17 protein-coding genes and 1 tRNA gene are annotated in these 24348 nt (G+C 67.2%); 5 read left to right on the forward strand and 13 right to left on the reverse strand.

The window, feature by feature from the left end; genetic code table 11:
- Positions 1-33: 33 nt before the first annotated feature.
- Entirely contained in the window at positions 34-1206 is a 1173-nt protein-coding gene (uxuA, locus tag O6X71_RS08545) for a mannonate dehydratase (RefSeq protein ID WP_353465463.1), read from the forward strand.
- A 9-nt stretch (positions 1207-1215) separates the two neighbouring features.
- On the opposite strand, the gene O6X71_RS08550 is transcribed toward uxuA, so the two are convergent.
- From O6X71_RS08550 to O6X71_RS08585, 8 genes are all read right to left on the reverse strand, one after another.
- Positions 1216-2022, reverse strand: coding sequence for a FadR/GntR family transcriptional regulator (locus tag O6X71_RS08550; protein ID WP_353465465.1), 807 nt, complete (start codon positions 2020-2022; stop codon positions 1216-1218).
- A gap of 208 nt (positions 2023-2230) precedes the next feature.
- Positions 2231-3067, reverse strand: coding sequence for an HpcH/HpaI aldolase/citrate lyase family protein (locus O6X71_RS08555; RefSeq protein ID WP_353465466.1), 837 nt, complete (start codon positions 3065-3067; stop codon positions 2231-2233).
- Positions 3068-3085: 18 nt separating this feature from the next.
- Entirely contained in the window at positions 3086-4705 is a 1620-nt protein-coding gene (locus tag O6X71_RS08560; RefSeq protein WP_353465467.1) for an alpha-D-glucose phosphate-specific phosphoglucomutase, read from the reverse strand.
- Positions 4702-6147: a glycogen synthase GlgA gene (gene glgA, locus O6X71_RS08565; RefSeq protein ID WP_353465468.1), complete on the reverse strand. Its 1446-nt coding sequence runs from the start codon at positions 6145-6147 to the stop codon at positions 4702-4704. The genes O6X71_RS08560 and glgA overlap by 4 nt, the downstream gene beginning before the upstream one ends.
- Positions 6148-6316: 169 nt before the next feature.
- Positions 6317-7576 (reverse strand): glucose-1-phosphate adenylyltransferase, encoded by a 1260-nt coding sequence (gene glgC / locus O6X71_RS08570; RefSeq protein ID WP_435368469.1) that lies wholly within the window; start codon positions 7574-7576, stop codon positions 6317-6319.
- A gap of 90 nt (positions 7577-7666) precedes the next feature.
- Complete coding sequence (gene glgB, locus O6X71_RS08575; RefSeq protein WP_353465469.1) at positions 7667-9829, reverse strand: 1,4-alpha-glucan branching protein GlgB; 2163 nt, start codon at positions 9827-9829, stop codon at positions 7667-7669.
- Positions 9826-12222: a glycogen/starch/alpha-glucan phosphorylase gene (locus tag O6X71_RS08580; protein ID WP_353465871.1), complete on the reverse strand. Its 2397-nt coding sequence runs from the start codon at positions 12220-12222 to the stop codon at positions 9826-9828. Before O6X71_RS08580 ends, glgB begins: the two co-directional genes overlap by 4 nt.
- 185 nt (positions 12223-12407) lie before the next feature.
- A tRNA-Tyr gene (locus tag O6X71_RS08585) sits at positions 12408-12494 on the reverse strand.
- Between the two features lie 161 nt (positions 12495-12655).
- Between O6X71_RS08585 and rlmB the strand changes: the two genes are divergently transcribed.
- Positions 12656-13399 (forward strand): 23S rRNA (guanosine(2251)-2'-O)-methyltransferase RlmB, encoded by a 744-nt coding sequence (rlmB, locus tag O6X71_RS08590; RefSeq protein WP_056055070.1) that lies wholly within the window; start codon positions 12656-12658, stop codon positions 13397-13399.
- 156 nt (positions 13400-13555) lie between these two features.
- Here rlmB and O6X71_RS08595 read toward each other — a convergent pair whose 3' ends face one another.
- Entirely contained in the window at positions 13556-13873 is a 318-nt protein-coding gene (locus O6X71_RS08595; RefSeq protein ID WP_136189259.1) for a 2Fe-2S iron-sulfur cluster-binding protein, read from the reverse strand.
- 60 nt (positions 13874-13933) lie between these two features.
- On the opposite strand from O6X71_RS08595, the gene O6X71_RS08600 reads away from it, so the two are divergent.
- Together O6X71_RS08600 and O6X71_RS08605 are read left to right on the forward strand one after the other, a co-directional pair.
- Positions 13934-14557: a DNA-3-methyladenine glycosylase family protein gene (locus O6X71_RS08600; protein WP_056055074.1), complete on the forward strand. Its 624-nt coding sequence runs from the start codon at positions 13934-13936 to the stop codon at positions 14555-14557.
- Positions 14558-14874: 317 nt separating this feature from the next.
- Entirely contained in the window at positions 14875-16191 is a 1317-nt protein-coding gene (locus O6X71_RS08605) for an Nramp family divalent metal transporter (protein ID WP_353465470.1), read from the forward strand.
- Positions 16192-16253: 62 nt separating this feature from the next.
- Here the strand turns inward: O6X71_RS08605 and O6X71_RS08610 are convergent, their stop codons facing one another.
- The 3 genes from O6X71_RS08610 to mutS form a co-directional block, all read right to left on the reverse strand.
- Positions 16254-16700, reverse strand: a complete 447-nt coding sequence (locus O6X71_RS08610) for a hypothetical protein (protein WP_056061027.1) — start codon at positions 16698-16700, stop codon at positions 16254-16256.
- Positions 16701-16777: 77 nt separating this feature from the next.
- Positions 16778-17749, reverse strand: coding sequence for a cation diffusion facilitator family transporter (locus O6X71_RS08615; protein ID WP_353465471.1), 972 nt, complete (start codon positions 17747-17749; stop codon positions 16778-16780).
- A gap of 343 nt (positions 17750-18092) precedes the next feature.
- Entirely contained in the window at positions 18093-20672 is a 2580-nt protein-coding gene (gene mutS, locus O6X71_RS08620) for a DNA mismatch repair protein MutS (protein ID WP_353465872.1), read from the reverse strand.
- 427 nt (positions 20673-21099) lie between these two features.
- On the opposite strand from mutS, the gene O6X71_RS08625 reads away from it, so the two are divergent.
- Positions 21100-23355 carry an NADP-dependent malic enzyme gene (locus tag O6X71_RS08625; RefSeq protein ID WP_353465473.1) on the forward strand — a complete coding sequence of 752 codons (2256 nt, stop codon included), beginning with the start codon at positions 21100-21102 and terminating at the stop codon, positions 23353-23355.
- Positions 23356-23514: 159 nt separating this feature from the next.
- Here O6X71_RS08625 and O6X71_RS08630 read toward each other — a convergent pair whose 3' ends face one another.
- Positions 23515-24303, reverse strand: a complete 789-nt coding sequence (locus tag O6X71_RS08630) for an SDR family oxidoreductase (RefSeq protein WP_107963835.1) — start codon at positions 24301-24303, stop codon at positions 23515-23517.
- Positions 24304-24348 lie beyond the last annotated feature (45 nt).

Genomic DNA, 24348 nt, shown 5'->3' on the forward strand with positions numbered 1-24348 from the left:
GGCGCGCTACACAGACAGGATGGAAGCCGGCGAATGATGATGACCCAGACCATGCGCTGGTTTGGCCCGAACGACCCGGTGCCGCTCAACGCCATCCGCCAAGCCGGCGCGACCGGGATCGTCACGGCACTGCATGAGGTCGCCAATGGCGATGTCTGGACCGCGGACGCCATCGCCGCGCGTCGTGCAATGATCGAGGACGCCGGACTCGACTGGAAAGTGGTCGAGAGCCTGCCCGTCGTCGAGGATCTGAAGCGGCGTTCGGGCGACTGGGATCGGCTGATCGAGGCCTATGTCGCCAGCCTGCGGAATTTGGCGGGACAGGGCATCGAGGTCGTAACCTATAATTTCATGCCGTTGCTCGACTGGACGCGGACCGACCTGAGCTGGGCGTTGCCGGACGGTGCGCGCGCGTTGAGGTTCGAGCTGCATGCGCTGGCCGTGTACGACATCCACATCCTGCGCCGCCCGGGCTCCGAGCGCGATTACGCAGCCGATGTCGTCGCCATCGCCGCCGAGCGATTCGCGGCGATGGACGACGCTGTGCGCGCGACGCTGGAGCGGACGATCATCGCCGGGCTGCCGGGTAGCGAGGAGAGCTTCAGTTCGCCGCAGTTGCTCGAGCAGATCGAGACCTATGCCGACATCGATGCGGCGCGCCTGCGTGCGAACCATGTCGCGTTCCTGGAGGCGGTGTGTCCGGTCGCCGAAGCCGAGGGCATCCGGCTGGTGGTGCACCCGGACGATCCGCCGTTCCCGATCTTCGGCCTGCCGCGCGTAGTGAGCACCGAAGCGGACGTCGGCGCGCTGTTCGCCGCGGTGCCGTCGGCCGCCAACGGGCTGTGCTTTTGCAGCGGGTCGTTCGGCGTGCGTGCGGACAACGACCTGCCGGGGATGGTTCGTCGGCTCGGCGAACGCATCGGCTTCGTGCATCTGCGATCGGTGCAGCGTGAACCCGGTGGCGCGTTTCACGAGGCGGCGCATCTGGAGGGTGATGCGAACATGCCTGCGATCATGACAGAACTGGTCGCGCTGCAAGCACGCACCGGGCGGTCGCTGCCGATGCGTCCCGACCACGGGCACCAGATGGTGGACGATCTCAACAAGCGGACCAACCCCGGCTATTCGCTGATCGGGCGACTGCGCGGGCTGGCCGAACTGCGCGGACTGGAAACGGGTATCGCGCATGACCGGGGCGCCGCGTAGGAACCAAGCCTACCGCGTCATCGCCAGCTGCGTATCGTCAAGCGCCAGGTCCACCAGCTTGCGCATCGCGGCGTTGGCGGCGGCGGGATCGCTCGCGGCGATCGCCTCGTACACGCGGACGTGATCGGGAACCGGGTTGCGCGGCAGCGACCGGGTGCGCTGCTTGAACTGCGTCGTCCAGCTGACCGCCGCGCCGATGCTGGCGCTGAGCACGACGAGCGCGTCGTTGCGGGTCGCCTGCAACACCGCGTTGTGGAACTCGCGGTCGGCAGCGCGGCCGGCTTCGGTGGCCAGCGTGTGGCGGCGCATCGCGGCGAGCGACTCCTTCATCACGGCAAGGTCGGCACGATCGCGTCGCTCGGCCGCGAGCGCGGCAGCGGCGGGCTCGACGATCGCGCGCAACTCGAACAGGCCGCGGACGAAGTCGATGTCGGGTTCGCCGGCAAACGCCCAGGCAAGCACGTCGGGATCGAGCAGGTTCCAGCGGTTGCGCGGCAGCACCCGCGTGCCGGTTTTCGGTCGACTCTCGACCAGCCCCTTCGCCATCAGCACCTGGACCGCCTCGCGGTAGGCGCTGCGCGACACGTCCAGCGCTTCCGAAAACGCGACCTCGCCCGACAAGGTGTCGCCCGGCAGATATTCCCCCGACAGGATCGCGGTGCCCAGCTTGTGCGCGATCGCACCATGCAAGCGTCGTCCCGTGCCGCGCGGCAGTCGAGGCGGCGGCGCGGCGTCGGACTGCGTCGCAGCGAGGGAAACGCTGGGCGTATCCGTATCCGGTGACGAGCTCGTCTGGTCGGGGTTGATGTTCGTCATTGATAAGCTCCCATCGTCAAGGTGATAGCCGCCTCATAATCGCGAGACGACAGGAGATTTGCGGTCTTGGCGATCGAAGGCGCCGATACGGGCCTAAATCGGTACACGACGGCGACCTGTGGCGCCCCGTGGCGGTCGTGATGTTCGGAGCGGCTTGTATGTGCGGCGGACGCCCCTGTGGTGGACGATGCTGCACACGGGTGACGCGTTAGAGGGCTAGTATCGCTTCGGCTTCAGCCAGATGGAGGCGTTCGACCATCTGACCGTTCAAGCGAATAGCGCCTTTGTCCGCGGTTTCGGGGGCAGCGAATGCCGCAACGATCTGACGTGCCCATGCCAATTCCTCTTCGGTCGGTCCAAAACCTGCGTTGGCGGCGTCGATCTGAGAGGGGTGGATCAGCGTCTTGCCGTCGAACCCGAGCGTCGCGCCTTGCGCGCACTCGGCGGCGAAGCGGTGCGGGTCGTCGAGTGCGTTGCAGACGCCGTCTAGCGCCACAATCCCGGCAGCACGGGCGGCCATGATCGTTGCGGTGAGCGCGGGGATCAGCGGCATGCGATCGGCGTCGAGCCGGCAGCGCATCTCCTTGGCGAGGTCGTTGGTGCCGGCGACCAGCGCGGTGAGGCGCGTTTCGGCTGCTGCTGCGGATAGGGCGGGTAGGGCAAGGATCGCGGCGCAGGTCTCTATCATTGCCCAGATCGGGGGGCCGTCTTCGCCGAGCGATGCGCGGACCGCGACCAGGTCAGCGACCGACGAGACCTTGGGGACGAGCACCGCGTCCACGCCGATCGCGCGGATCGCGGCGATGTCGTCGGCATACCAGGGGGTGTCGAGGCCGTTGACTCTGACTACCAGTTCGCGCTCGCCGAAGCCGCCTTCGCGGACCGCCTCGACCACGCGATCCCGTGCTGCGGCCTTTTCATCGGGGGCGACCGCGTCTTCCAGGTCGAGGATGACGACGTCGCAATCGAGCGTCCGCGCCTTGGCGATCGCGCGGGCGTTCGAGGCGGGCATGTAGAGCGCGCTGCGGCGGCGTCTGGTCGTCATGCTATCGGCCGTTGCGGATCAGGTGACGACGTCGGGGGCGGTGCGGCCGGTGTGCTGCGCGATGCCGGCTATCGACTCCGCGGCGGCGACGACACTGGCGAGCATCTCGCCAGTGTCGCGGTCGAGGTTGCCGCCGACCGGCTCGTAGCGTTCGAGGTACACACGCAGCGTCGCGCCGGTGGTGCCGGTGCCTGACAGGCGGAACACCACGCGGCTGCCGCCCTCGAACAGGATGCGGACGCCCTGGTTGCGGCTGATCGAGCCGTCGGTCGGGTCGGTATAGGCGAACTCGTCCGCGGTCTCGACGGTGAGGTCACCGAATTGCTGGCCGGGGAGGGTGGCGAGGCTGGCGCGCAGGGCGGCCATCAACGCGTCGGCGCGCGGGGTCTCGACGCCTTCGTAATCGTGGCGGGCATAGTAGTTGCGGCCGAACTTCGCCCAATGATCGCGGGCGATCGTGTCGACGCTCTCGCCCCGGACGGCGAGGATGTTGAGCCACAGGAGAACCGCCCACAGGCCGTCCTTCTCGCGGACATGGTCGGAGCCGGTGCCGGCGCTTTCCTCGCCGCAGATCGTCGCCATGCCGGCGTCGAGTAGATTGCCGAAGAACTTCCAGCCGGTCGGGGTCTCGTAGGCCGGGATGCCGAGCGCTTCCGCCACGCGGTCGGCGGCGGCGCTGGTCGGCATCGAGCGGGCGATGCCCTTGAGGCCGCCTGCGTAGCCGGGCGCGAGGTGCGCGTTGGCGGCCAGCATCGCGAGGCTGTCCGAGGGGGTGACGAAGCGGTGCTTGCCGATGATCAGGTTGCGATCGCCGTCGCCGTCCGACGCTGAGCCGAAATCGGGCGCGTCGGGGGCCATCATCGTCTCGTACAATTCGTGCGCGTGGACGAGGTTGGGATCGGGGTGATGGCCGCCGAAGTCGGGAAGGGGTTCTCCGTTGCGGACGGTGCCGGGCGCGAAGCCGAGGCGGCGTTCGAGGATCTCGGTGGCGTACGGCCCGGTGACCGCGCTCATCGCATCGAACGCCATCGTCAGCTTGGCCGCGCGGATCGCGTCGAAATCGAACAGCGTCTCCATAAGCGCTGCGTAATCCTTGACCGGGTCGACGACCTCGACGGGCATCTCGCCAACGGTGACCTCGCCATCGGTGTCGAGGTCGATGTCGTCGGCGTCGACGGTCAGCCAGCGGTCGATCTCGAGCGTGCGCGCGTTGATCGCGTCGGTCACAGACTCAGGGGCGGGGCCGCCATTGGCGATGTTGTACTTGATCCCGAAATCCTCGTCGGGACCGCCGGGGTTATGGCTCGCCGAGAGGACGAGGCCACCGATCGCGCCACGCTTGCGGATCATGTGGCTCGCGGCGGGGGTCGAGAGGATGCCGCCGCGGCCGACGATGACGCGGCCGAAACCGTTTGCAGCCGCCATGCGGATCGCGACCTGGATGACCTCGCGGTTGAGGAAGCGACCATCGCCGCCGATGACCAGGGTCGCGCCGGCCTTATCGGTGACGACATCGAAAACGCTCTGGACGAAATTCTCGGCGTAGTTCGGCTGCTGAAAGACCTTCACCTTCTTGCGCAGGCCGGACGTGCCGGGCTTTTGGTCGGTGTACGGCGTGGTCGATACGGTGCGGATCATGCGGTCCCCGTCAGGCTTGCGTAAAGGTCTGCGTAGCGGCGGCCGCTCTCGTCCCACGAGAAGTCCGCGCGCATCGCGTTGCGCTGCAACATGGACCAGCGATCGGGGCGTGCATAGAGGGCCATCGTTCGGCGTAGCGCGTGGCTGAGCGCTTCGGGCGTGACGCCGTCGTGTTGGACGCCAGTGGCGACGCCCGCGGCGATCGCGGCTTCGTTGGCGTCGATCACGGTATCGGCGAGCCCGCCGGTCCGCGCGACGACGGGGATGCAGCCGTAAGCGAGGCCGTAGAGTTGCGTCAGGCCGCAGGGTTCGAACCGCGACGGGATCAGGATCGCGTCGGCACCGCCCTGGAGCAGGTGCGAGACGGGCTCGTCATAGCCGATGCGGACGCCGATCCGGCCGGGATGGCGTTCGGCGGCGGCTAGGAAGGCGAGTTCGAGCTCGGTGTCGCCCGAGCCGAGCAGCGCGAGACGGCCGCCGAGCGCGACGAGTTCGTCGAGCGCACCGGCGAGGACGTCCATGCCCTTCTGCCAGGTCAGGCGGCTGATGACGGTGAAGATCGGGCCGTCGCCGGCGTCGAGGCCGAACAGGGTTTCGATCGCGCGTTTGTTGGTGCGGCGGCGGGTTAGCGTGCGCGCGGTGTAGCGGGCGGGGAGGGACGCATCGGTCTCCGGGTTCCAGACGGCGGGGTCGATACCGTTGACGATCCCCGTGACCCGGCCGGCGCGGTCGTTGATGAGGCCTTCGAGGCCCATGCCGAATTCGCCGCGGCGGATCTCGGCGGCGTAGGTCGGGCTGACGGTGGTGATCGCATCGGCGGCTTCGAGGCCGGCCTTGAGAAAGCCGACGCCGCCGTAATATTCGACGCCGTCGAGCGCGAAGGCTTTGTCGGGGAGCGCGAGGTCGGCGAAGATGTCGTGGCCGTAGCGGCCCTGGAACGCGATGTTGTGGATCGTGACGACCGTCTTGGCGGGGGCGCCGGGGCCTGGCGCGTAGCGGAGATAGGCGGGGGCCATTGCCGCCTGCCAGTCGTGCGCGTGGAGGATGTCGAACGCGTAGCCGGGGACTGCGCCAGAGGCGAGGTCGGCGGCGGCGCGGCTGAACGCGGCGAAACGGCGCCAGTTGTCGGACCAGTCCGCGCCGGTCGCGTCACCGTACGGGCCGCCGCCTCGGGCGAACAGCGCGGGGGCGTCGAGGACCAGCAGCGGGTGGTCGCCGATTTTTGCCTTCAGGATGCGGGCTTCGGTGCCGAGCAGGTCTGTGTAGCGATGAATTACCTTCGCGCGCTTGGTGACGGCGGCGAGCGCGGGGTAGCCGGGGAGGAAGGTGGTCAGCGCGACGTTATGCGGCGCGAGCGCGGCCGGGAGCGCGCCGACGACGTCTGCGAGACCGCCGGTTTTTATGAGGGGGTAGGCTTCCGAGGCAACGGAGAGGACGCGCATCAGATCCTCCCCGGCACGGGGAGGGGGACCATGCATCGCATGGTGGAGGGGGGGGTCCGCAAACGGTACGCCCTCGATCGCAGACGGTACGCTTGCGGTGAACCCCCTCCACCCTTCGCCGATGGCGAACGGTCCCCCTCCCCGTGCCGGGGAGGATTAGCGTTGGTCTTCACGCGGTGAGCCGGTCGATCATGGATTTGGTTACCAGCACCACGCCGTTGTCGGTGCGTCGGAAGCGCTGGGCGTCCGATTCCGCGTCCTCGCCTACGATCAGGCCGTCGGGGATTTCGACGCCGCGATCAACGACCACCTTGGACAGGCGTGCTCCGCGGCCGATCACGCAGTGCGGGAGGATCACGGCCTGATCCAGCATCGAGTAGCTGTGCGCGCGCGTGCCGGTGAAGATCAGGCTGCGGTGGATCGAGGAGCCGGAGATGATGCAATCGCCCGATACCAGCGACGACACCGCCTCGCCGCGGCGACCGTCGTCAGCGTGGACGAACTTCGCCGGCGGGGTGACCTCGGAATAGGTCCAGAGTGGCCAGCTGCGGTCGTAGAGGTCGAGCTTGGGCACTACGTCGGTGAGGTCGATATTCGCCTCCCAATAGGCGTCGACCGTGCCGACATCGCGCCAATAGGCCTCGACCTCGAGTCCCGAGCGGACGCAGCTGTCCGAGAAGCGATGCGCGACCGCCTTGCCGTTTTTCACGAGGTACGGGATGATGTCCTTGCCGAAGTCGCGCGACGATCCGGGGGTTGCGGCGTCGCGACGAAGCTCCTCGAACAGCAGCTTGGTCGTGAAGACGTAGATCCCCATCGACGCCAGCGCGATGTCCGGGTTGCCGGGGATCGCGGGCGGGTCGGCAGGCTTCTCGACGAACGCGGTGACGTTGTCGTGCTCGTCCACGGCCATCACGCCGAAGCCGACCGCCTCCATCCGCGGCACTTCGAGGCAGGCGATGGTGACGTCCGCGCCGGTCTCGCAATGCTGTTGCAGGATCAGCTCGTAATCCATCTTGTAGATGTGGTCGCCGGCCAGGATGACCATGTATTCGGGCGCGTGGCTCTCGATGATGTCGATGTTCTGGTAGACCGCGTCGGCGGTGCCCTCGTACCATTGGAACTCGCTGATCCGCTGCGAGGCGGGCAGGATGTCGAAGCTCTCGTTGCGTTCCGAGCGCAGGAAATTCCAGCCGCTCTGGAGATGGCGGATCAGCGAATGCGCCTTGTACTGCGTCGCGACGCCGATCCGGCGAATGCCCGAATTGATCGCGTTGGACAGCGCGAAATCGATGATGCGCGCCTTGCCGCCGAAATACACCGCGGGTTTCGCGCGCGTATCGGTCAGCTCCATCAGGCGACTGCCGCGGCCGCCGGCCAGCACATACGCCATCGCGTCGCGCGCCAATGGCTGTCCCCGCCGTTCCACCATGTCCGTCTCTCCCTAATATTCAGCAGTATAACGCGCCGTCACCCGCCGGTTGTTCCGTCGTTGCGCCGGATCGGTCTTCGAACTCGATCAGCCTTCGTATTCGAGCATGATCGTCGCCAGCGGCGGCAGCGTGACCCAGGCCGCGCCGTCCTTCGCGACGACGCCACCGAGATTGCCGAGCCCGCTGCCCCAATAGTCATGCGCGTCGCTGTTGATGATCTCGCACCAGCGGCCGTCGTGCGGCAGCGGTACGCGGTAGGGCGCGCGGGCGATCGGCGTCATGTTGGCGACGATCGCGATCGGTTTCGCGCCGGGGGCCTTGCGCAGCCAGGCGAACACCGAATTGGCGGCGTCGTCGGCGATCAACCACTCGAACCCCTCGGCCTCGCAATCGCGGGCGTGGAGTGCGGGCTTCTCGCGGTAGACCGTGTTCAGATCGCGGACGAGGTTGCGGATGCCCTCGTGGCTGCGCGCATTGCGCAGGTCCCAGTCGAGCGCGCGCGCCTCCGACCATTCGCGACGCTGCGCGAATTCCTGCCCCATGAAGAGCAGCTTCTTGCCCGGATAGCCCCACATGAACGCATAATAGGCGCGCAGGTTGGCGAATTGCTGCCAGTCGTCGCCGGGCATCTTGGTCAGCAGCGAACCCTTGCCGTGGACGACCTCGTCATGGCTCAGGGGCAGGACGAAATTCTCGCTGAACGCGTACACCAGCCCGAAATTGATCTCGCCGTGGTGATGCTTCCGGTGCAGCGGGTCGCGCGCCATGTACTGGAGCGTGTCGTGCATGAAGCCCATGTTCCACTTGAACCCGAACCCGAGTCCACCGCTCTTGCCGTCGTCGCTGACGGGTGCGGAGACGCCGGGCCACGAGGTCGATTCCTCGGCGATCGTGAAGACGCCGGGGTGCTGGCCGTAGATCTCGCGGTTCATGTCACGAAGGAACGCGACGGCCTCCCAGTTCTCGCGGCCGCCGTCTGCGTTGGGGATCCATTCGTCGGCCTTGCGCGAGTAGTCGCGGTACAGCATCGACGCGACCGCATCCACGCGTAGGCCGTCGATATGATAGCGCTCGGCCCAGAACAGCGCGTTGTTGACGAGGAACGACGTCACTTCGCGCCGCCCGAAATTATAGATCGCGGTGTTCCAGTCGGGGTGGAAGCCGAGCCGCGGATCCTCGTGCTCGTACAGCGCGGTGCCGTCGAACTTCGCCAGCCCGAACGCGTCGGTCGGGAAATGCGCGGGCACCCAGTCGAGCAGCACGCCGATCCCGGCGAGATGCGCGCCATCGACGAACCGCGCGAAGCCATCGACGTCGCCGAAGCGCGCGGACGGCGCGTAGAGCCCGGTGGTCTGGTAGCCCCAGCTCGGGTCGTACGGATGTTCGCTGATCGGCAGGAATTCGATGTGCGTGAAGCCCATCTCGACCACGTACGGGATCAGTCGGTCGGCAAGCGCGTCCCAGGTCAGGAACCAGCCGTCGGCGTCGCGGTCCCATGAACCCGCATGGACTTCGTAGATGCTGATCGGCACGCGACGCGGATCGACCGAGGCCCAGTGTTTCCGGTGATCGGTGTCGGCCCAGTCGTGCGCGAGCTTCCGCGTGATCGAGGCGTTAGCGGGGCGGAGTTCGGCCGCGAACGCGAACGGGTCCGCCTTGAGCGGCTGCAACTGACCGTCGGGGCCGACGATCTCGAACTTGTAGGCGCGGTATTCGGCGATGTCGGGGATGAATATCTCCCACACGCCGACGTCTCCGCGCTTGCGCATCGCGTGGCGGCGGCCGTCCCAGTCGTTGAAGTCGCCGACCACAGAGACGCGCTGCGCATTCGGGGCCCAGAGCGCGAAGTGGACGCCGTGCGCGCCTTCGTGCTCGATGAGGTGCGCGCCCATCTTGTCGTGGAGGCGGCGGTGCGTGCCCTCCGCCATGAGCAGGTCGTCGATCGGGCCGAGCACGGGACCAAAGCTGTAGGGGTCGGTGACCCACCACGAGGTGTCGCCCGCCTCCGCATGGTATTTCACCGGCTGTTGCGTGCCGTCGATCGGACCCTCGAACAGGCCGCGATCGTCGATGCGGGGAAGGGTGCCGAGCGCGGTGCCGTCGAGTGCGTGCGCCTCCGCCGTGTCCGCGCCGGGCAGCCAGACGCGTGCGAACACGCCGGTCGGGCCGCTGTGCACGCCGAGCAGCGAGAACGGATCGTCGTGACGGCCCTCCAGCAGGGCAACGATAGCGCCTTCGGGTGGCTTCACATCACCGTCCAGATCTCGCGGGCATATTCGCGGATCGTGCGGTCGGACGAGAACCACCCCACGCGCGCGACGTTGCGGACGGTCGAGGCGACCCACGCGTCGCGATCGTTCCAGCGCGTGTCGACGGCACGCTGGGCGGTGGCGTAGCTGTCGAAATCGGCGGCGAGCATGAACCAGTCGCCATCGTACAGCCCGCCCATCAAGCCGGCGTAGCGCGTCTTGTCGTCGGGCGAGAACACGCCGGACGCGATCGCGGAGACCGCCTGGCGGAGTTCGTTCGAGCCATCGATGACGCTGCGCGGATCATAGCCGTTGGCGCGCTTCGCCTCGACTTCGTCCGCGGTCATGCCGAAGATGAAGATGTTGTCGTCGCCGACGCGGTCCTTGATCTCGATGTTCGCGCCGTCGAGCGTGCCGATCGTCAGCGCGCCGTTCATCGCGAACTTCATGTTGCCGGTGCCCGACGCTTCGAGGCCGGCGGTCGAGATCTGTTCGCTGAGATCGGCGGCGGGAATGATCTTCTCCGCCAGCGACACGTTGTAATTGGGCAGGAACGCGACCTTGAGCAGGCCACCGACCGACGGATCGGCGTTGATCCGGCGCGCGACGTCGTTCGCCAGTTTAATGACGAGCTTCGCGTTGTGATAGCTCGACGCCGCCTTGCCGGCGAACAGCTTCACGCGGGGCGTCCAGTCCCGCTCGGGATGGCTACGGATCTGGTCGTAGAGCGCGACCGTCTCGATGATGTTGAGCAGCTGGCGCTTATACTCGTGGATGCGCTTGATCTGGACGTCGAACATCGCATCCGGATCGACGCGGAGCCCCATCGTCTCCTTGATGTGATTAGCCAGTGCCACCTTGTTCGAACGCTTCACGCTCGAAAAGCGCTCCCTGAAACCGGAGTCGTCCGCGAAAACATCCAGATCGACGAGCTTTTCGGCATCGTCGAGGAAGCCGTCGCCGATCGCATCGCGGATCAGCGCGGTGAGGCCGGGGTTGCACTGCTGGAGCCAGCGGCGCGGCGTAATGCCGTTGGTCTTGTTGTTGATCCGCGTCGGATACAGTTTGTGGAGATCGGCGAAGACCGTCTTCTTCATCAGCTGCGTATGGAGCGCGGCGACGCCGTTGACGCTGTGCGAGCCGGCAAAGGCGAGGTTCGCCATCCGCACGCGCCGCTCTCCGCCCTCGTCGATCAGGCTGATCGCCGAGATCGCGCGGTCGTCAATGCCGTCCGTGCCGCGCGCCTCCCGCAGCAGCTTGGCGTTGATCGCGTAGACGATCTGCATGTGCCGCGGCAGCAGGCGCTCGAACAGCGGTAGCGGCCAACTCTCCAGCGCTTCGGGCAGCAGCGTGTGGTTGGTGTAGCCGAATGTCGCGCGCGTGATCTTCCACGCCTCGTCGAACGCGAATTCGTGGTGGTCGATCAGCAGTCGCATGAGTTCGGCGACCGACACCGCGGGGTGCGTGTCGTTAAGCTGGATCGCGGCCTTGTCGGGCAGCGTGCGGATGTCGCCGAAATACTGGATATGACGGCGGACGATGTCCTGGATCGACGCGGACGAGAAGAAATACTCCTGGCGGAGGCGGAGTTCCTGGCCGGCGGCGGTGGAGTCGTTGGGGTAGAGGACGCGGGTAAGTGTCTCGGCGCGCGTCTGATCGGCAAGCGCGCCCGAGAAATCGCCGGCGTTGAAGCGGTCGAGCTTGATCGGATCGAACGCGCTGGCAGTCCAGAGGCGGAGCGTGTTGACGTGCTTTCCGCGCCAGCCGACCACAGGGGTATCGACGGCCGTCGCCTCGACCGCCTCGGACGGGCTCCAGTGGACCTGACCGTTATCTGCGACCGTCACTTCGCCGCCGAAGCCGACGAAATACGCGCTCTCGCGGCGTTCGAACTCCCAGGGGTTGCCGTGGGCGAGCCAGTTCTCCGGCATCTCGACCTGCCAGCCATCGTCGATCCGCTGGCGGAACATGCCGTTCACATAGCGGATGCCGTAGCCGTAGGCGGGCAGCGCAAGGCTTGCCATGCTCTCCATGAAGCACGCCGCCAGCCGGCCGAGACCGCCATTGCCGAGCGCCGCGTCGGGCTCGATCTCTTCGAGTTCGGCGAGATCGACGCCGTGGAGCTTCAGCGCCTGCGTGACCTCGTCGTTGCGCTGGAGGTTGGTCACCGCGTCGCGCAGCAGCCGGCCGATCAGGAATTCGAGGCTGAGATAATAGACGCGCTTGGCGCCGGCCGCGTGCGCCGCCTTGGTCGAGGCCATCCAGCGTTCGACGATGTCGTTGCGGACGGTGAGGATCGTCGCGGCGAGCCAGTCGTGGGGGCGAGCGGCCTGCGCGTCCTTGCCGATGCGGTGGACCAGCGTGTCGAGGATCGAGTCGGCCAGATCCTGGATGACGGGTGCTTGAACGGGCGGCTGTACGGCAGGATCTGAGGTCACGCGGTTTCCGAAATCGTTACGGTCGCGGCGATCCTAGCCTTCCGCGAGCCGATGTCACGCGGACTTCCTTCCCGTGACGGAAAAGAAGGTTGCCGATCAATGCTTTGAATTTGGGATGATCCATCACCGCGCTGGGGCGGTGGTGGACAGGGTAGGGTTCGAACCTACGTAGGAGAAACTCCGGCAGATTTACAGTCTGCTGCCTTTAACCACTCGGCCACCTGTCCAGGCCGCTTTTGCAAGCGCCGCTCTTTCAAGCGAGGCGGCTCAATGGCGAAGCGCGCCCCGCCTGTCAACGCGGGTTTTGCGAAGTTTCGTGGTTCATAGTTGCCGCGGGAGCGGAATGCCGACAAGGACGCGGCATACACAGACACGATAGAGAGCGAATATGGCACGCAAGGGACACAGGCCGAGCAAGGCACCGGCAGGCCGCCCCCGCTTCTGGGGCAAGCACGCGGTGGGCGCTGCGCTCGCCAATCCGGAGCGCACGGTGCGCAAAATTCTCGGCACGCGCGAGGCGCTGGCCGGGTTCGACCTGCCGGCCGACGTGCCGGTGACCTATGCCGAGGCGATGGATCTGGCGCGGCTGGTGCCGGGCGACGCGCCGCATCAGGGCGTGGTGATCGAGGTCGAGCCGCTCGAGGACATGTGGCTGGCCGACCTGCTCGAGCACGGCAAGGACGACAACCGGCCGCTGGTGATCCTCGACGGCGTGACCGATCCGCATAACGTCGGCGCGATTCTGCGCTCGGCGGCGGCGTTCGATGCGCTGGGGATCATCACGCCGGATCGCAACGCGCCGCCGGAGTCGGGGACGATCGCTCGGGCTGCGTCCGGGGCGCTTGAGTCGGTGCCTTGGATTCGGGTCGTGAACTTGGCGCGCGCTCTGGAAGAGATTGCGGCGGCGGGGTTCTGGCGGATCGGGCTGACTGGCCATGCGACGCAGACGCTGTCGGAAGCGATGGGCACGCAGCGGATCGCGATCGTGCTCGGCGCCGAGGGTGAGGGCATGCGCCAGAATACCGAGCAGCATTGCGACGAGCTGGCGAAACTGCCGATCTCGGAGAAGGTCGAGAGCCTCAACGTGTCTAATGCCGCGGCGATCGCGCTGTATGCCATCACCACGCGGTAATCTGAACTCCCTCGCCCCTACGGGGAGAGGGAAGGGGCCCGCCGCCCTTGCGGTGGGAAGGGAGAGGGGCGTGAGGCTCGGGACTTGGATCCCAACAGCCCCTCTCCCTTCCGGCGCAAGCGCGCCTCCCTCCCTCTCCCCGGAGGGGCGAGGGAATCAGTCCTCCGCTGCGATCTTTACCTTCAGGCCATCGAGTCCTTCGGTCAGCTCGATCTGACACGACAGGCGCGAAAACTCGTCACGGTCACTCGTCGAATCGAGCAAATCATCCTCGTCCGGCCCCATCGGCTTTAGTTTGGCCGCAAAGTCCGGGTCGACATGGATGTGGCAGGTGGCGCACGAGCAACAGCCGCCGCACAGCGCCAGGATCTCGTCGATCCCAGCGTCGCGGATGACTTCCATCACCGATAGGCCCGCCTCGCCGATGATCTCGCGTTCTTCCCCTTCGCGCGTCACGACGATAAGCTTGGGCATGTCATTCTCCGAAAAATCTTCGTGCGTTCATGCCGTTGCGCGAGCCAGGGATCAAGCATCATGGGCCTGAGCGCAGAGCAACTCGAAACCGCGATGGCGGCATTGTGCGAAATCGAGCCGGCGTTCGCGGTCGCGGTCGGCAATGCGGGCCACCCTGCGCCGCGGATCAGCGAACGCGGCTTCGCGACGTTGCTGCGGACGATCGTCGGGCAGCAGGTGAGCGTCGCATCGGCCGCGGCGGTGTGGAACAAGCTCGACGCGGTGGTCGGCGGCGCAGGCGATCCGGCGAAGATCGCCGCCGCCAGCGACGAGTTGCTGAAGAGCGCCGGTCTGTCGCGCCAGAAGCTCGGCTATGCCCGCAGCCTCGCCGACGAGGTGACGAGCGGGCGGCTCGACCTCACCAACCTGCCCGAGGACGACGAGGAGGCGATCGCCGCTTTGGTCCGCGTGAAGGGGATCGGTCGCTGGTCGGCGGAGATCTACCTGTTGTTCGCGGAAGGGCGGACGGACATCTGGCCGGCGGGCGACCTCGCGATCCAGATCGAGGTCGGGCGGATCCTGGGACACGAAACCCGCCCGAGCGAGAAACTGACGCGCGAGGTGGCGGAGGCCTGGCGCCCGCATCGCGGCGCGGCGGCGATCTTCGCGTGGCATCATTACCAGGCGGACATGAAGGTCATCTGACTTTCTACTCCCCTCCCTGGAAGGGAGGGGGCGGGGGTGGGTCGGTTTCCGCATGGTTTGACGGTGGTGGCTCGAGCGGGCCTACCCACCCCCAGCCCCTCCCTTTCAGGGAGGGGAGACGCTTCCCATATATTCGTTGTGTACGCACGCACACGTCGGCTCGGCGAAAGCCGGCATCTCTCCATTCGAATGGCTACACCTGCCAACCGGAATACCCCAGTTATCCCTGGAGTGACGGGACGGAGGTGAACGCGTTGTCGCCCGACTCGCTAGCCACGCCTTGTCCCCTTCCCCTCGTTCCGGCAAAGCAGCCCCCGATGTCAGCCCCCAATCTCCCCGCGTCCGGCTTCGCCAACTCGCTCGCCGAGAGCCACCGCACCGTCGTCGTCCCCGAAGGGGCGTCGTTCTGGCGGCGGCTGTTCGCGTTCGTCGGCCCAGGGTATCTCGTCGCAGTCGGCTATATGGACCCCGGCAACTGGGCGACCGACATCGCTGGTGGTTCGGCGTTCGGGTACACGTTGCTGTCGGTCGTGTTGCTGTCGAACCTGATGGCGATGGTGCTGCAAGCGCTCTCCGCACGCCTCGGAATCGTCGCCGGGCTCGACCTCGCGCAGGCATGTCGCGCGCATTATTCGAAGCCGGTCTCGGTCGCGCTCTGGTTCCTGTGCGAAATCGCGATCATCGCCTGCGACCTCGCCGAAGTGCTCGGCACCGCGATCGCGCTGAAGCTACTGTTCGGCCTGCCTTTGGTCTACGGCGTCGTGCTCACCGCGCTCGACGTGTTCCTGATCCTCGCGCTGCAAAGCTTCGGGTTCCGCAAGCTGGAGGCGTTCGTCGTCGCCCTGCTCGTGATCATCGCCGGCTGCTTCATCTTCGAGCTGTTCCTCGCGCAGCCCGAATGGGCGGGCGTGCTCGGCGGGCTGGTGCCGACGACGCAGATCGTCACCAACCCGGCGATGCTCTACATCGCGATCGGCATCCTCGGCGCGACCGTGATGCCGCACAATCTGTATCTCCACTCGTCGATCGTCCAGACCCGCGCGTTCGCCAAGGACGTGGCGGGCAAGCGCGACGCGATCACGATGGCGACGATCGACGGCACCGTCGCGCTGGGGCTGGCGTTCTTCATCAACGCGGCGATCCTGATCCTGGCGGCGGCGACCTTCCACGTTGCCGGTCGCACCGATGTTGCCGAGATCGACCAGGCGTACCAGTTGCTTGCGCCGATGCTGGGGATGGGCGCGGCGAGCGTGTTGTTCGCGGTCGCGCTGCTGGCGTCGGGACAGAACTCGACGGTAACGGGCACGCTCGCGGGTCAGATCGTGATGGAGGGGTTCCTCAACCTGCGCATGCCGGTCTGGGCGCGGCGGCTGGTGACGCGGCTGCTCGCGATCGTGCCCGCGGTGTTCGTGGTCGGCGCGTCGGGCGACGCTGGCGCGACTAAGCTGCTAGTGCTGAGCCAGGTCGTGCTGAGCCTGCAACTTCCGTTCGCCGTCGTGCCGCTCGTCAAGTTCACCGGCGACCGCACGATCATGGGCGACCTCGTGAGCCCGGCGTGGCTGAAGATCCTCGCCTGGGTGATCGCCGCGGTGATCATCGGGCTGAACGGCACGCTTCTGTACGGCATGTTGTAGATACGAAAACGGCGGCCGATCGCTCGGCCGCCGCTCCCTTGTTCGCTAGCTTCGGCTGAAGCTCAGCGGCACTTCACGTTGCCGCGGTCGACCGAACGGCCGAGCAGTGCGCCGCCACCGGCACCCGCCAGCGTACCGAGCGTGCCGCCACCGATCAGGTTCGCCAGCGCGCCGCCGCCGAGAGCGCCGATCACAAGGCCGGTCGTGCCGTCGTTGCGCTTGCAATAGGCGCGGCCGTCGCGACCACGATAGATCCGGTCGTTGCGGCTAAGGCGGCGCTCGCGATACTTGCCGTCGCGGTAGCTGTTCGACGGATCCCAGTTGCGGTCGTCGCCACGCCAGTTGCGGTCGTTGCCGCGGCGGTCGTTGTTGAAACGGCGGTCGTCACGATCGCGACGGTCATTATTGTCGCGGCGATCGTCGTAACGCTGCGCGGTCGCGGCGGTCGGCAGCATCGCCGGCGCTGCGACGGCGACCGACATCAACGCTGCGATAAGATGCTTCTTCATGGGATAATCTCCTGATGCGTGACACGGTAACCCGTGCCGCACCGGAAAAGTTCAAACGGTCAAGTTCAGACGCCAGTTCAAACAGTAGCCTTATCCGCCATCGAGCAGTCGTGGCCGTGGCCCGTCTCGACCTGCAACGTGGCGTGGCCGATGCCGAATTTGTCGTGGAGCATCGTCCTGGCGTTGCTGAGGAATTGGTCGCCGGGGTGGCCGGCGGGGATTACCAGATGCGCGGTGAGGACGGGTTCGGTGGTGCTCATCGGCCAGATGTGGAGATCGTGGATCTCGGTGACGCCGGGCAGGCTGCACAGCGCCTCGTCGACATGGTCGAACTCGATGCCGCGGGGGACGGCGGACAGCGACATCTCGACGGTCTCGCGGAGCAGGCCCCAGGTCTGCCAGAAGATCAGGACCGCGATGACGATGCTCACCGCGGGATCGATCCAGGTGAGGCCGGTGCGCCAGATCACGAAGCCGGCGATCACCACGCCGGCCGAGACGAGCGCGTCGGCGGCCATGTGGAGGTACGCGCCGCGGATGTTGACGTCGCCCTTGCGGCCGCGTGCGAACATCCAGGCCGTGAACGCGTTGACGGCGATGCCGATGCCGGCGACCATCGACACGGTGAGGCCGGCGGTTGGGGCGGGATCCGAGAAGCGCTGCGACGCCTCCAGCACGATCGCGCCGAGCGCGACCAGCAACAGCAAGGCGTTGGCGAGCGCGGCGAGGATCGTCGAGCCCTTCAGCCCGTAGGTGTAGCGCTTGGTCGGTGCGGTGCGCGCGAGCATCGTGCCGCCCCAGGCGACGACGAGGCCGAGCACGTCGCACAGGTTATGGCCCGCGTCGGCGAGCAGCGCGACCGAGTCGATGCGCAGGCCGACGATCGCCTCGACGATGACGAAGACGATGTTGAGGCCGATGCCGATCGCGAACGCCCGATCGAACGAGGCCGGGGCGTGGCTATGGCCGCCGTGCGAGTGGCCGTGGCCTCCTCCGTGGCTATGCGAGTGACCATGCGAATGGTCATGTCCGTGATGATGTCCGCCCAAAGCCCGCGCTCCGCTAAATCCGGCCGCCGCCTAGCATCGACGTATCGTGAGATACTAGGACGCGGGATAGCATTCTCGCACGTCGCCAATCACGCAACGGTCCCCCCTCCCTGGAAAGGGAGGGGCGGGGGGTGGGTCGGCCGGTTTAGGTCGCAACCGCAAGGACATGCGGAACCCGACCCACCCCCAACCCCTCCCTTCCAGGGAGGGGAGGAGTTTACCCTGCCACCAACCCACTCCGTCACCCCGGCGGAGGCCGGGGCCCACCGTCCCGCGCACTCAATTCTCTCGACCATGCGGAACGGTGGATGCCGGAACGAGTCCGGCATGACGGGGGAAGCGCTCAGCCCTCGTTCGCGAGCGCCTTCAACCGGTACAGCGCCTCCAGCGCATCCCGCGGGCTCATCGCGTCGATGTCGAGTTTCGCCAGATCCTCGCGCAGCACGTCGCACGCCGCCTCCTCGACCTGCGCAGCGGCCGCGAACAACGGCAGGTCGTCCAGCCCGGCCGCGAGCCCACCGGTCTTTGCGCGTCCGGCTTCGAGTTTCGCCAGCACCGCCTTCGCGCGCGCCACCGTCACCGGCGACATCCCCGCCAGCCGCGCGACCGCCAGTCCGTAACTCCGATCCGCCGGGCCGTCGGCGAGTTCGTGGAGCAGAACCAGCTCGCCCTTCCACTCTCGCGCGCGGACGTGGTGTAGCGACAGCGCCTCGCAGCGCTCCGCCAGGCGCGTCAGCTCGTGATAATGCGTCGCGAACAGGCAGCGGCAGCGATTGTCCTCGTGGATCGCCTCGACCACCGCCCAGGCGATCGCGAGGCCGTCATAGGTCGACGTGCCGCGCCCGACTTCGTCGAGAATTACGAAGCTGCGCGGCGTCGCCTGCGCGAGGATCGCCGCGGTCTCGACCATCTCGACCATGAACGTCGACCGTCCGCGCGCAAGGTTGTCCGACGCACCTACGCGGCTGAACAGCCGGTCGACCAGACCTAGTGTCGCCTTGGTCGCAGGCACGTACGACCCGGCCTGCGCGAGGACTGCGATCAGCGCGTTCTGGCGGAGGAAGGTCGATTTACCGCCCATGTTCGGGCCGGTGACGAGCCACAGCCGCGAACTTTCCGACAGATTGCAGTCGTTGGCGACGAACCGGTCGCCCGACTTGGCCACCGCCGCCTCGACCACCGGATGCCGGCCGCCCTCGATCTCGAAACACGCGTGATCGACCAGCGAAGGCCGCGCCCAGGCGCCTTCTGCCGCACGCTCCGCCAGCCCCGCGGCAACGTCGAGCCGCGCGAGCGCATCCGCCGTCGCGGCGATCGTCTCGCGTCCCGCCAACGCTTGCGCGGTGAGTTCTTCCAGATGCGCCGCCTCCGCCGCGAGCGCGTGTGCGCCGGCCTGCGACACCTTCGCCGCGACTTCGTGCAGCGCAGGGGTATTGAATCGGACCACGCCCGCGAGCGTTTGGCGATGCGTGAAACCGCTCTCGGGCTTCATCAACGGGTCCGCAGCGCGCGCGGGGACCTCTACATGATAGCCGAGCACGCCGTTGTGGCGGATCTTCAACGCGGTGACGCCGGTCGCGGTGCGGAACTCCGCCTCCAGCGCGGCGATCGCCCGCCGCCCGCCAGCGCCGGCATCGCGCAGGTCGTCGAGCGCCGCGTCATAGCCGGCCGCGATATACCCGCCGTCCGATGCCTCGATCGGTGGCGACGGCACCAGCGCGCGCTTGAGCAGGTCGATCAGCGCGCCATGTCCGCGCAACCTCGGCGCGATGTCCCGGAGCAGCACCGGCGGATCGACGATCGCATCCATCCGCTCGCCAAGGCTCCACGCGCCGTCGAGCCCGTCGCGTAGCTGCCCGAGATCGCGCGGGCCGCCGCGCCCCGCCGCGAGTCGCCCGAGCGCGCGGCCGATGTCGGGCAGCGCGCGCAAGGTCGAGCGCAACCGCTCGCGCGCCGCCTGGTCGTCGTGGAACAGCCGCACCAGGTCGAGCCGCGCGTCGATCGCCGCCCTGTCCATCAACGGCGCGCCGAGATCCGCGCCGAGCAACCGCGCGCCGGCTCCCGTCACGGTCCGGTCGACCGCATCGAGCAGGCTCCCTTTGCGCACGCCGCCGGTGGTGCAGGTCAGTTCCAGGCTCTCGCGGCTGGCGGCATCGATCGCCATCGTCTCCGCCGCCCGGCCGATCCGCGGGGGGCGGAGGAAGGGCATCGTGCCCTTCGCATTATGCTCCAGATACGCGACCAGCCCTCCGGCTGCGGCGAGCCCCGCGCGCCCGAACTGTCCGAACCCGTCGAGCGTCGCTACGCCGTACAGCCGCTTCAAGCGAGCCTCGCCCGTGCCGCTGTCGAAGTCGATCTTCGGCCGTAGCGTGGTAGCCGCCTCCTCGAACTGGCTCGCCTCCGATGCGACGACTTCGGCCGCGCCAAGCCGCGCAAGTTCCGCCTCGACAGCATCGCCCGCAACCCCGACGATCTCGAACCGCCCGGTCGACACGTCCGCCGCCGCGATCGCGACCGACCCGCCGGCCTCGCCGATCGCCACGCACCAATTGTCGCTGCGCGCGTCGAGCAACGCCTCCTCGGTCAGCGTCCCCGCGGTAACCACGCGGACGATCGCGCGTGCGACGAGCGCCTTCGAGCCGCCGCGCGCTTTGGCTTCCGCCGGGCTCTCGACCTGCTCGGCGATTGCGACGCGGTGGCCGGCTTTGATCAGTCGTTGCAGGTACACCGTCGCCGCGTGGACGGGCACGCCGCACATCGGGATCGGCTTGCCCTCATGCTCGCCGCGCGCGGTCAGCGCGATATCGAGCACCCCCGCCGCGATCCGCGCATCGTCCATGAACAGTTCGAAGAAATCGCCCATCCGGTAGAACAACAGGCAATCCTGCGCCTCCGCCTTCAGGCCGAGATACTGCGTCATCATGGGGGTAGGGGCGGGGTGCGACATCAGGGGCGGGTAGCGAAAAGCCGCGCCCCATAAAACCCCTCTCCCCTCGGGGAGAGGGAGGGGCCCGCGCATAGCGTGGGAGGGTGAGGGGGCGTGAGGCTCGGGCGCGCACCCCAACCACCCCTCATCCGGCGCAGGCGCGCCACCTTCTCCCCGAGGGGGAGAAGGAGTTTCTACCGCCCCCGCACCATCACCACCCCGGCGGAGGCCGGGGCCCAATTGGGGGACGGTAATAACGAAGCGGGGTCCGTCGTTACGCCGGCCTTTCCAATTGGGCCCCGGCCTTCGCCGGGGTGGTGCCGGTAGGTGGTGGCCATCCGCTAGGGCGAAGTGTCCGGGGTGACGAACGGCGGCCACCTGCCTAGAAGGTTCTCCAAACCTAACGACCGTGCGAGGCCCGCCAATGTCCGACGAAACGCTGCAATTCTCCGAACGCGAAGCCTTGCTCTTCCATTCGGAAGGCCGTCCGGGGAAGATCGAGATCATCGCGTCGAAGCCGATGGCGACGCAGCGCGATCTCGCGCTTGCCTATTCGCCCGGCGTCGCGGTGCCGGTGCAGGCGATCTACGACGATCCCGCCACCGTCTACGATTACACCGCGAAGGGTAACCTCGTCGCGGTGATCTCGAACGGTACCGCGATCCTCGGGATGGGCAATCTCGGGCCGCTCGCCAGCAAGCCGGTGATGGAAGGCAAGGCCGTCCTCTTCAAGCGCTTCGCCGACGTCGACGCGATCGACATCGAGCTGAAGACCGAGGACGTGAACCGCTTCATCGACGCGGTCGAGCTGATGGAACCGACGTTCGGCGGCATCAACCTCGAGGATATCAAGGCGCCCGAATGCTTCATCATCGAGCAGGCGTTGCGCGAGCGGATGAACATCCCCGTTTTCCATGACGACCAGCACGGCACCGCGATCATCACCGCCGCCGGGCTGATCAACGCGTGCCTGCTCACCGGGCGCAAGCTGTCCGAGGTCAAGATCGTCGTCAACGGCGCCGGCGCCGCGGCGATCGCCTGCACCGAGCTCGTCAAGGCGATGGGCGTGCGCGGCGACAACGTCATCCTCTGCGACCGCAAGGGCGTGATCTACCAGGGTCGCGAGGGCGTCGATCAGTGGAAGTCGGCCCATGCAGCGGTGACCGAAACGCGCACCTTGACCGAGGCATTGGTCGGCGCCGACGTGTTTCTCGGCCTCTCGGCAGCGGGATCGCTGACGCCGGAGATGGTCAAGGACATGGCCCCCGCGCCGATCATCTTCGCGATGGCCAACCCCGAGCCGGAGATCCGCCCCGAACTCGCGATGGCCGCGCGCCCCGATGCGATCGTCGCGACCGGCCGCTCGGACTATCCGAACCAGGTCAACAACGTACTCGGCTTCCCGTTCATCTTCCGCGGTGCGTTGGACGTCCGCGCGACCGGCATCAACGACGCGATGAAGATCGCCGCCGCCAACGCGATCGCCGAACTCGCGCGCGAACGCGTGCCCGAGGAGGTCGCCGCAGCATACGGCGTCAGCCACAGCTTCGGCCCAGCCTATATCATCCCCGCGCCGTTCGATCCACGCCTGATGGAAGTCGTCCCCGTCGCGGTCGCCAAGGCGGCAATGGCCTCGGGCGTCGCGACCAAGCCTATCCTCGACATCGAAGCGTATCGCCATTCTTTGAGAGCCCGCCTCAACCCGACCACCTCGGTGCTGTCGATGGCCTATGAAGGCGCGCGCGCGCATCCCAAGCGCGTGATCTTCGCGGAGGGCGAGGAGGAAGTCGTCCTGCGCGCGGCAATCGCGTTCAAGGAAGGCGGCTACGGCACGCCGGTGCTGGTCGGTCGCGACGACGTGCCCGACCGGTTGCGCGCGCTCGGCGTCACCGATCCCGAGAGCTTCGAACTCCACAACAGCCGCGTCTCGCCGCACGTGCCGCGGATGGTCGACTTTCTCTATTCGCGCCTCCAGCGTCGCGGGTATCTGCGCCGGGATTGCGAGCGGATGGTCAACCAGGACCGCAACATCTTCGGCGCGCTGCTGCTCCAGCTCGGCGAAGGCGACGCGATGATCACCGGCATCACGCGGACGTACGGCGAGACGATGCGCCAGATTTATCGCGTGATCGATCCGGCGGCGGGGAAGACGCCGTTCGGAATTCATCTGCTGGTCGGGCAGAGCCATACGGTGTTCATCGCCGATACAACGGTGAACGAACGCCCGACCGCCGAGCAGCTCGCCGACTTCGCCGAGCAGACCGCGGCGGTCGCGCGGCGGATGGGGCATGAGCCGCGCGTGGCGTTCCTGAGCTATTCGAACTTCGGCAACCCGAAGGGCGAATGGCTCGACAATATCCGCGATGCGGTGACGGTACTCGACGGCCGGAAGGTCGGCTTCGAGTACGAGGGCGAGATGGCGCCGGATGTGGCGCTGAACCCGAAGCAGTTGGCGAACTATCCGTTTGCGCGGCTGTCGGGGCCCGCGAACGTGCTGATCATGCCAGGGCTCCAGTCAGCGCATATCTCGGCGAAGTTGTTGCGGGAACTGGGCGGGGACTCGGTCATCGGTCCGATGCTGATCGGGATGGAGAAGCCGGTCCAGGTTGCGCCGATGACCTCGACCGCAAGCGAACTGGTGACGCTGGCGGTGCTCGCGGCAGGTGGTATCGCCCGCTAAATTCCCTCGCCCCTACGGGGAGAGGGAAGGGGCCCGCGGCGCTTGCCGTGGGAAGGGAGAGGGGCTTGAGGCTCGGGACGGTTCGTCCCAAAGCCCCTCTCCCTTCCGTCGCAAGCGCTCCTCCCTCCCTCTCCCCGGAGGGGCGAGGGACGCAGAACCTCAGGCGTCGATGCTTGTGCCGAGTGACGCGTGCACCAGGCCACCGTCCACCGTGATAGTCTCCCCAATCACATAATCCCCAGCTCGGCTCGCCAGGTAGATCGCCGCGCCCGCCATATCTTCGTCCACCCCAACCCGCTTCGCCGGAATCCCCTGTGCCACCGCATCGCCGTGATCCCGCGCGGCCTTGTTCATGTCGCTCGCAAACGCGCCCGGCGCGATCGAGGTGACGTTGATCGAATCCGTCACCAGCCGCGCCGCCATCCGCTTCGTCAGGTAGATCAGCGCCGACTTCGACGCATGATAGCTGTACGTCTCCCACGGGTTCAGCCGCTGTCCGTCGATCGAGGTGATGTTGATCACCTTCGCAGGCTTCTCGCGCGAGCCCGACGCCTTCAGCGCCGCATGCAGCGCCTGCGTGAGGAAGAACGGCGACTTCACGTTCAGGTCCATGACCTTGTCCCAGCCGACCTCCGAAAACTCCTCGAACGGCACGCCCCACGCCGCGCCCGCGTTGTTCACGAGGATATCGAGCTGCGACTCATGCTCGGCGAACTGCGCGGCGAGCGCCTTGCACCCCGCCACCGTCGAGACGTCCTGCGGCAATGCGATGCAGTTCGGCCCGAGTTCCGCGGCCGCCGCCTCGCACACGTCGGCCTTGCGTGACGAGATATACACCTTTGCCCCCTGCGCGATGAAGCCGGCGGCGATCATCTTGCCGATTCCGCGGCTGCCGCCTGTGATGAGCGCGACGCGGCCGTCGAGCCGGAACAGGTTGGTCGTATCCATCACGCATCCTCCGAATGTTTGGCTGCTTGGTATCGCCGAGCGCCG

This window comes from Sphingomonas faeni (assembly GCF_040407505.1).
Classification (GTDB): domain Bacteria; phylum Pseudomonadota; class Alphaproteobacteria; order Sphingomonadales; family Sphingomonadaceae; genus Sphingomonas; species Sphingomonas faeni_E.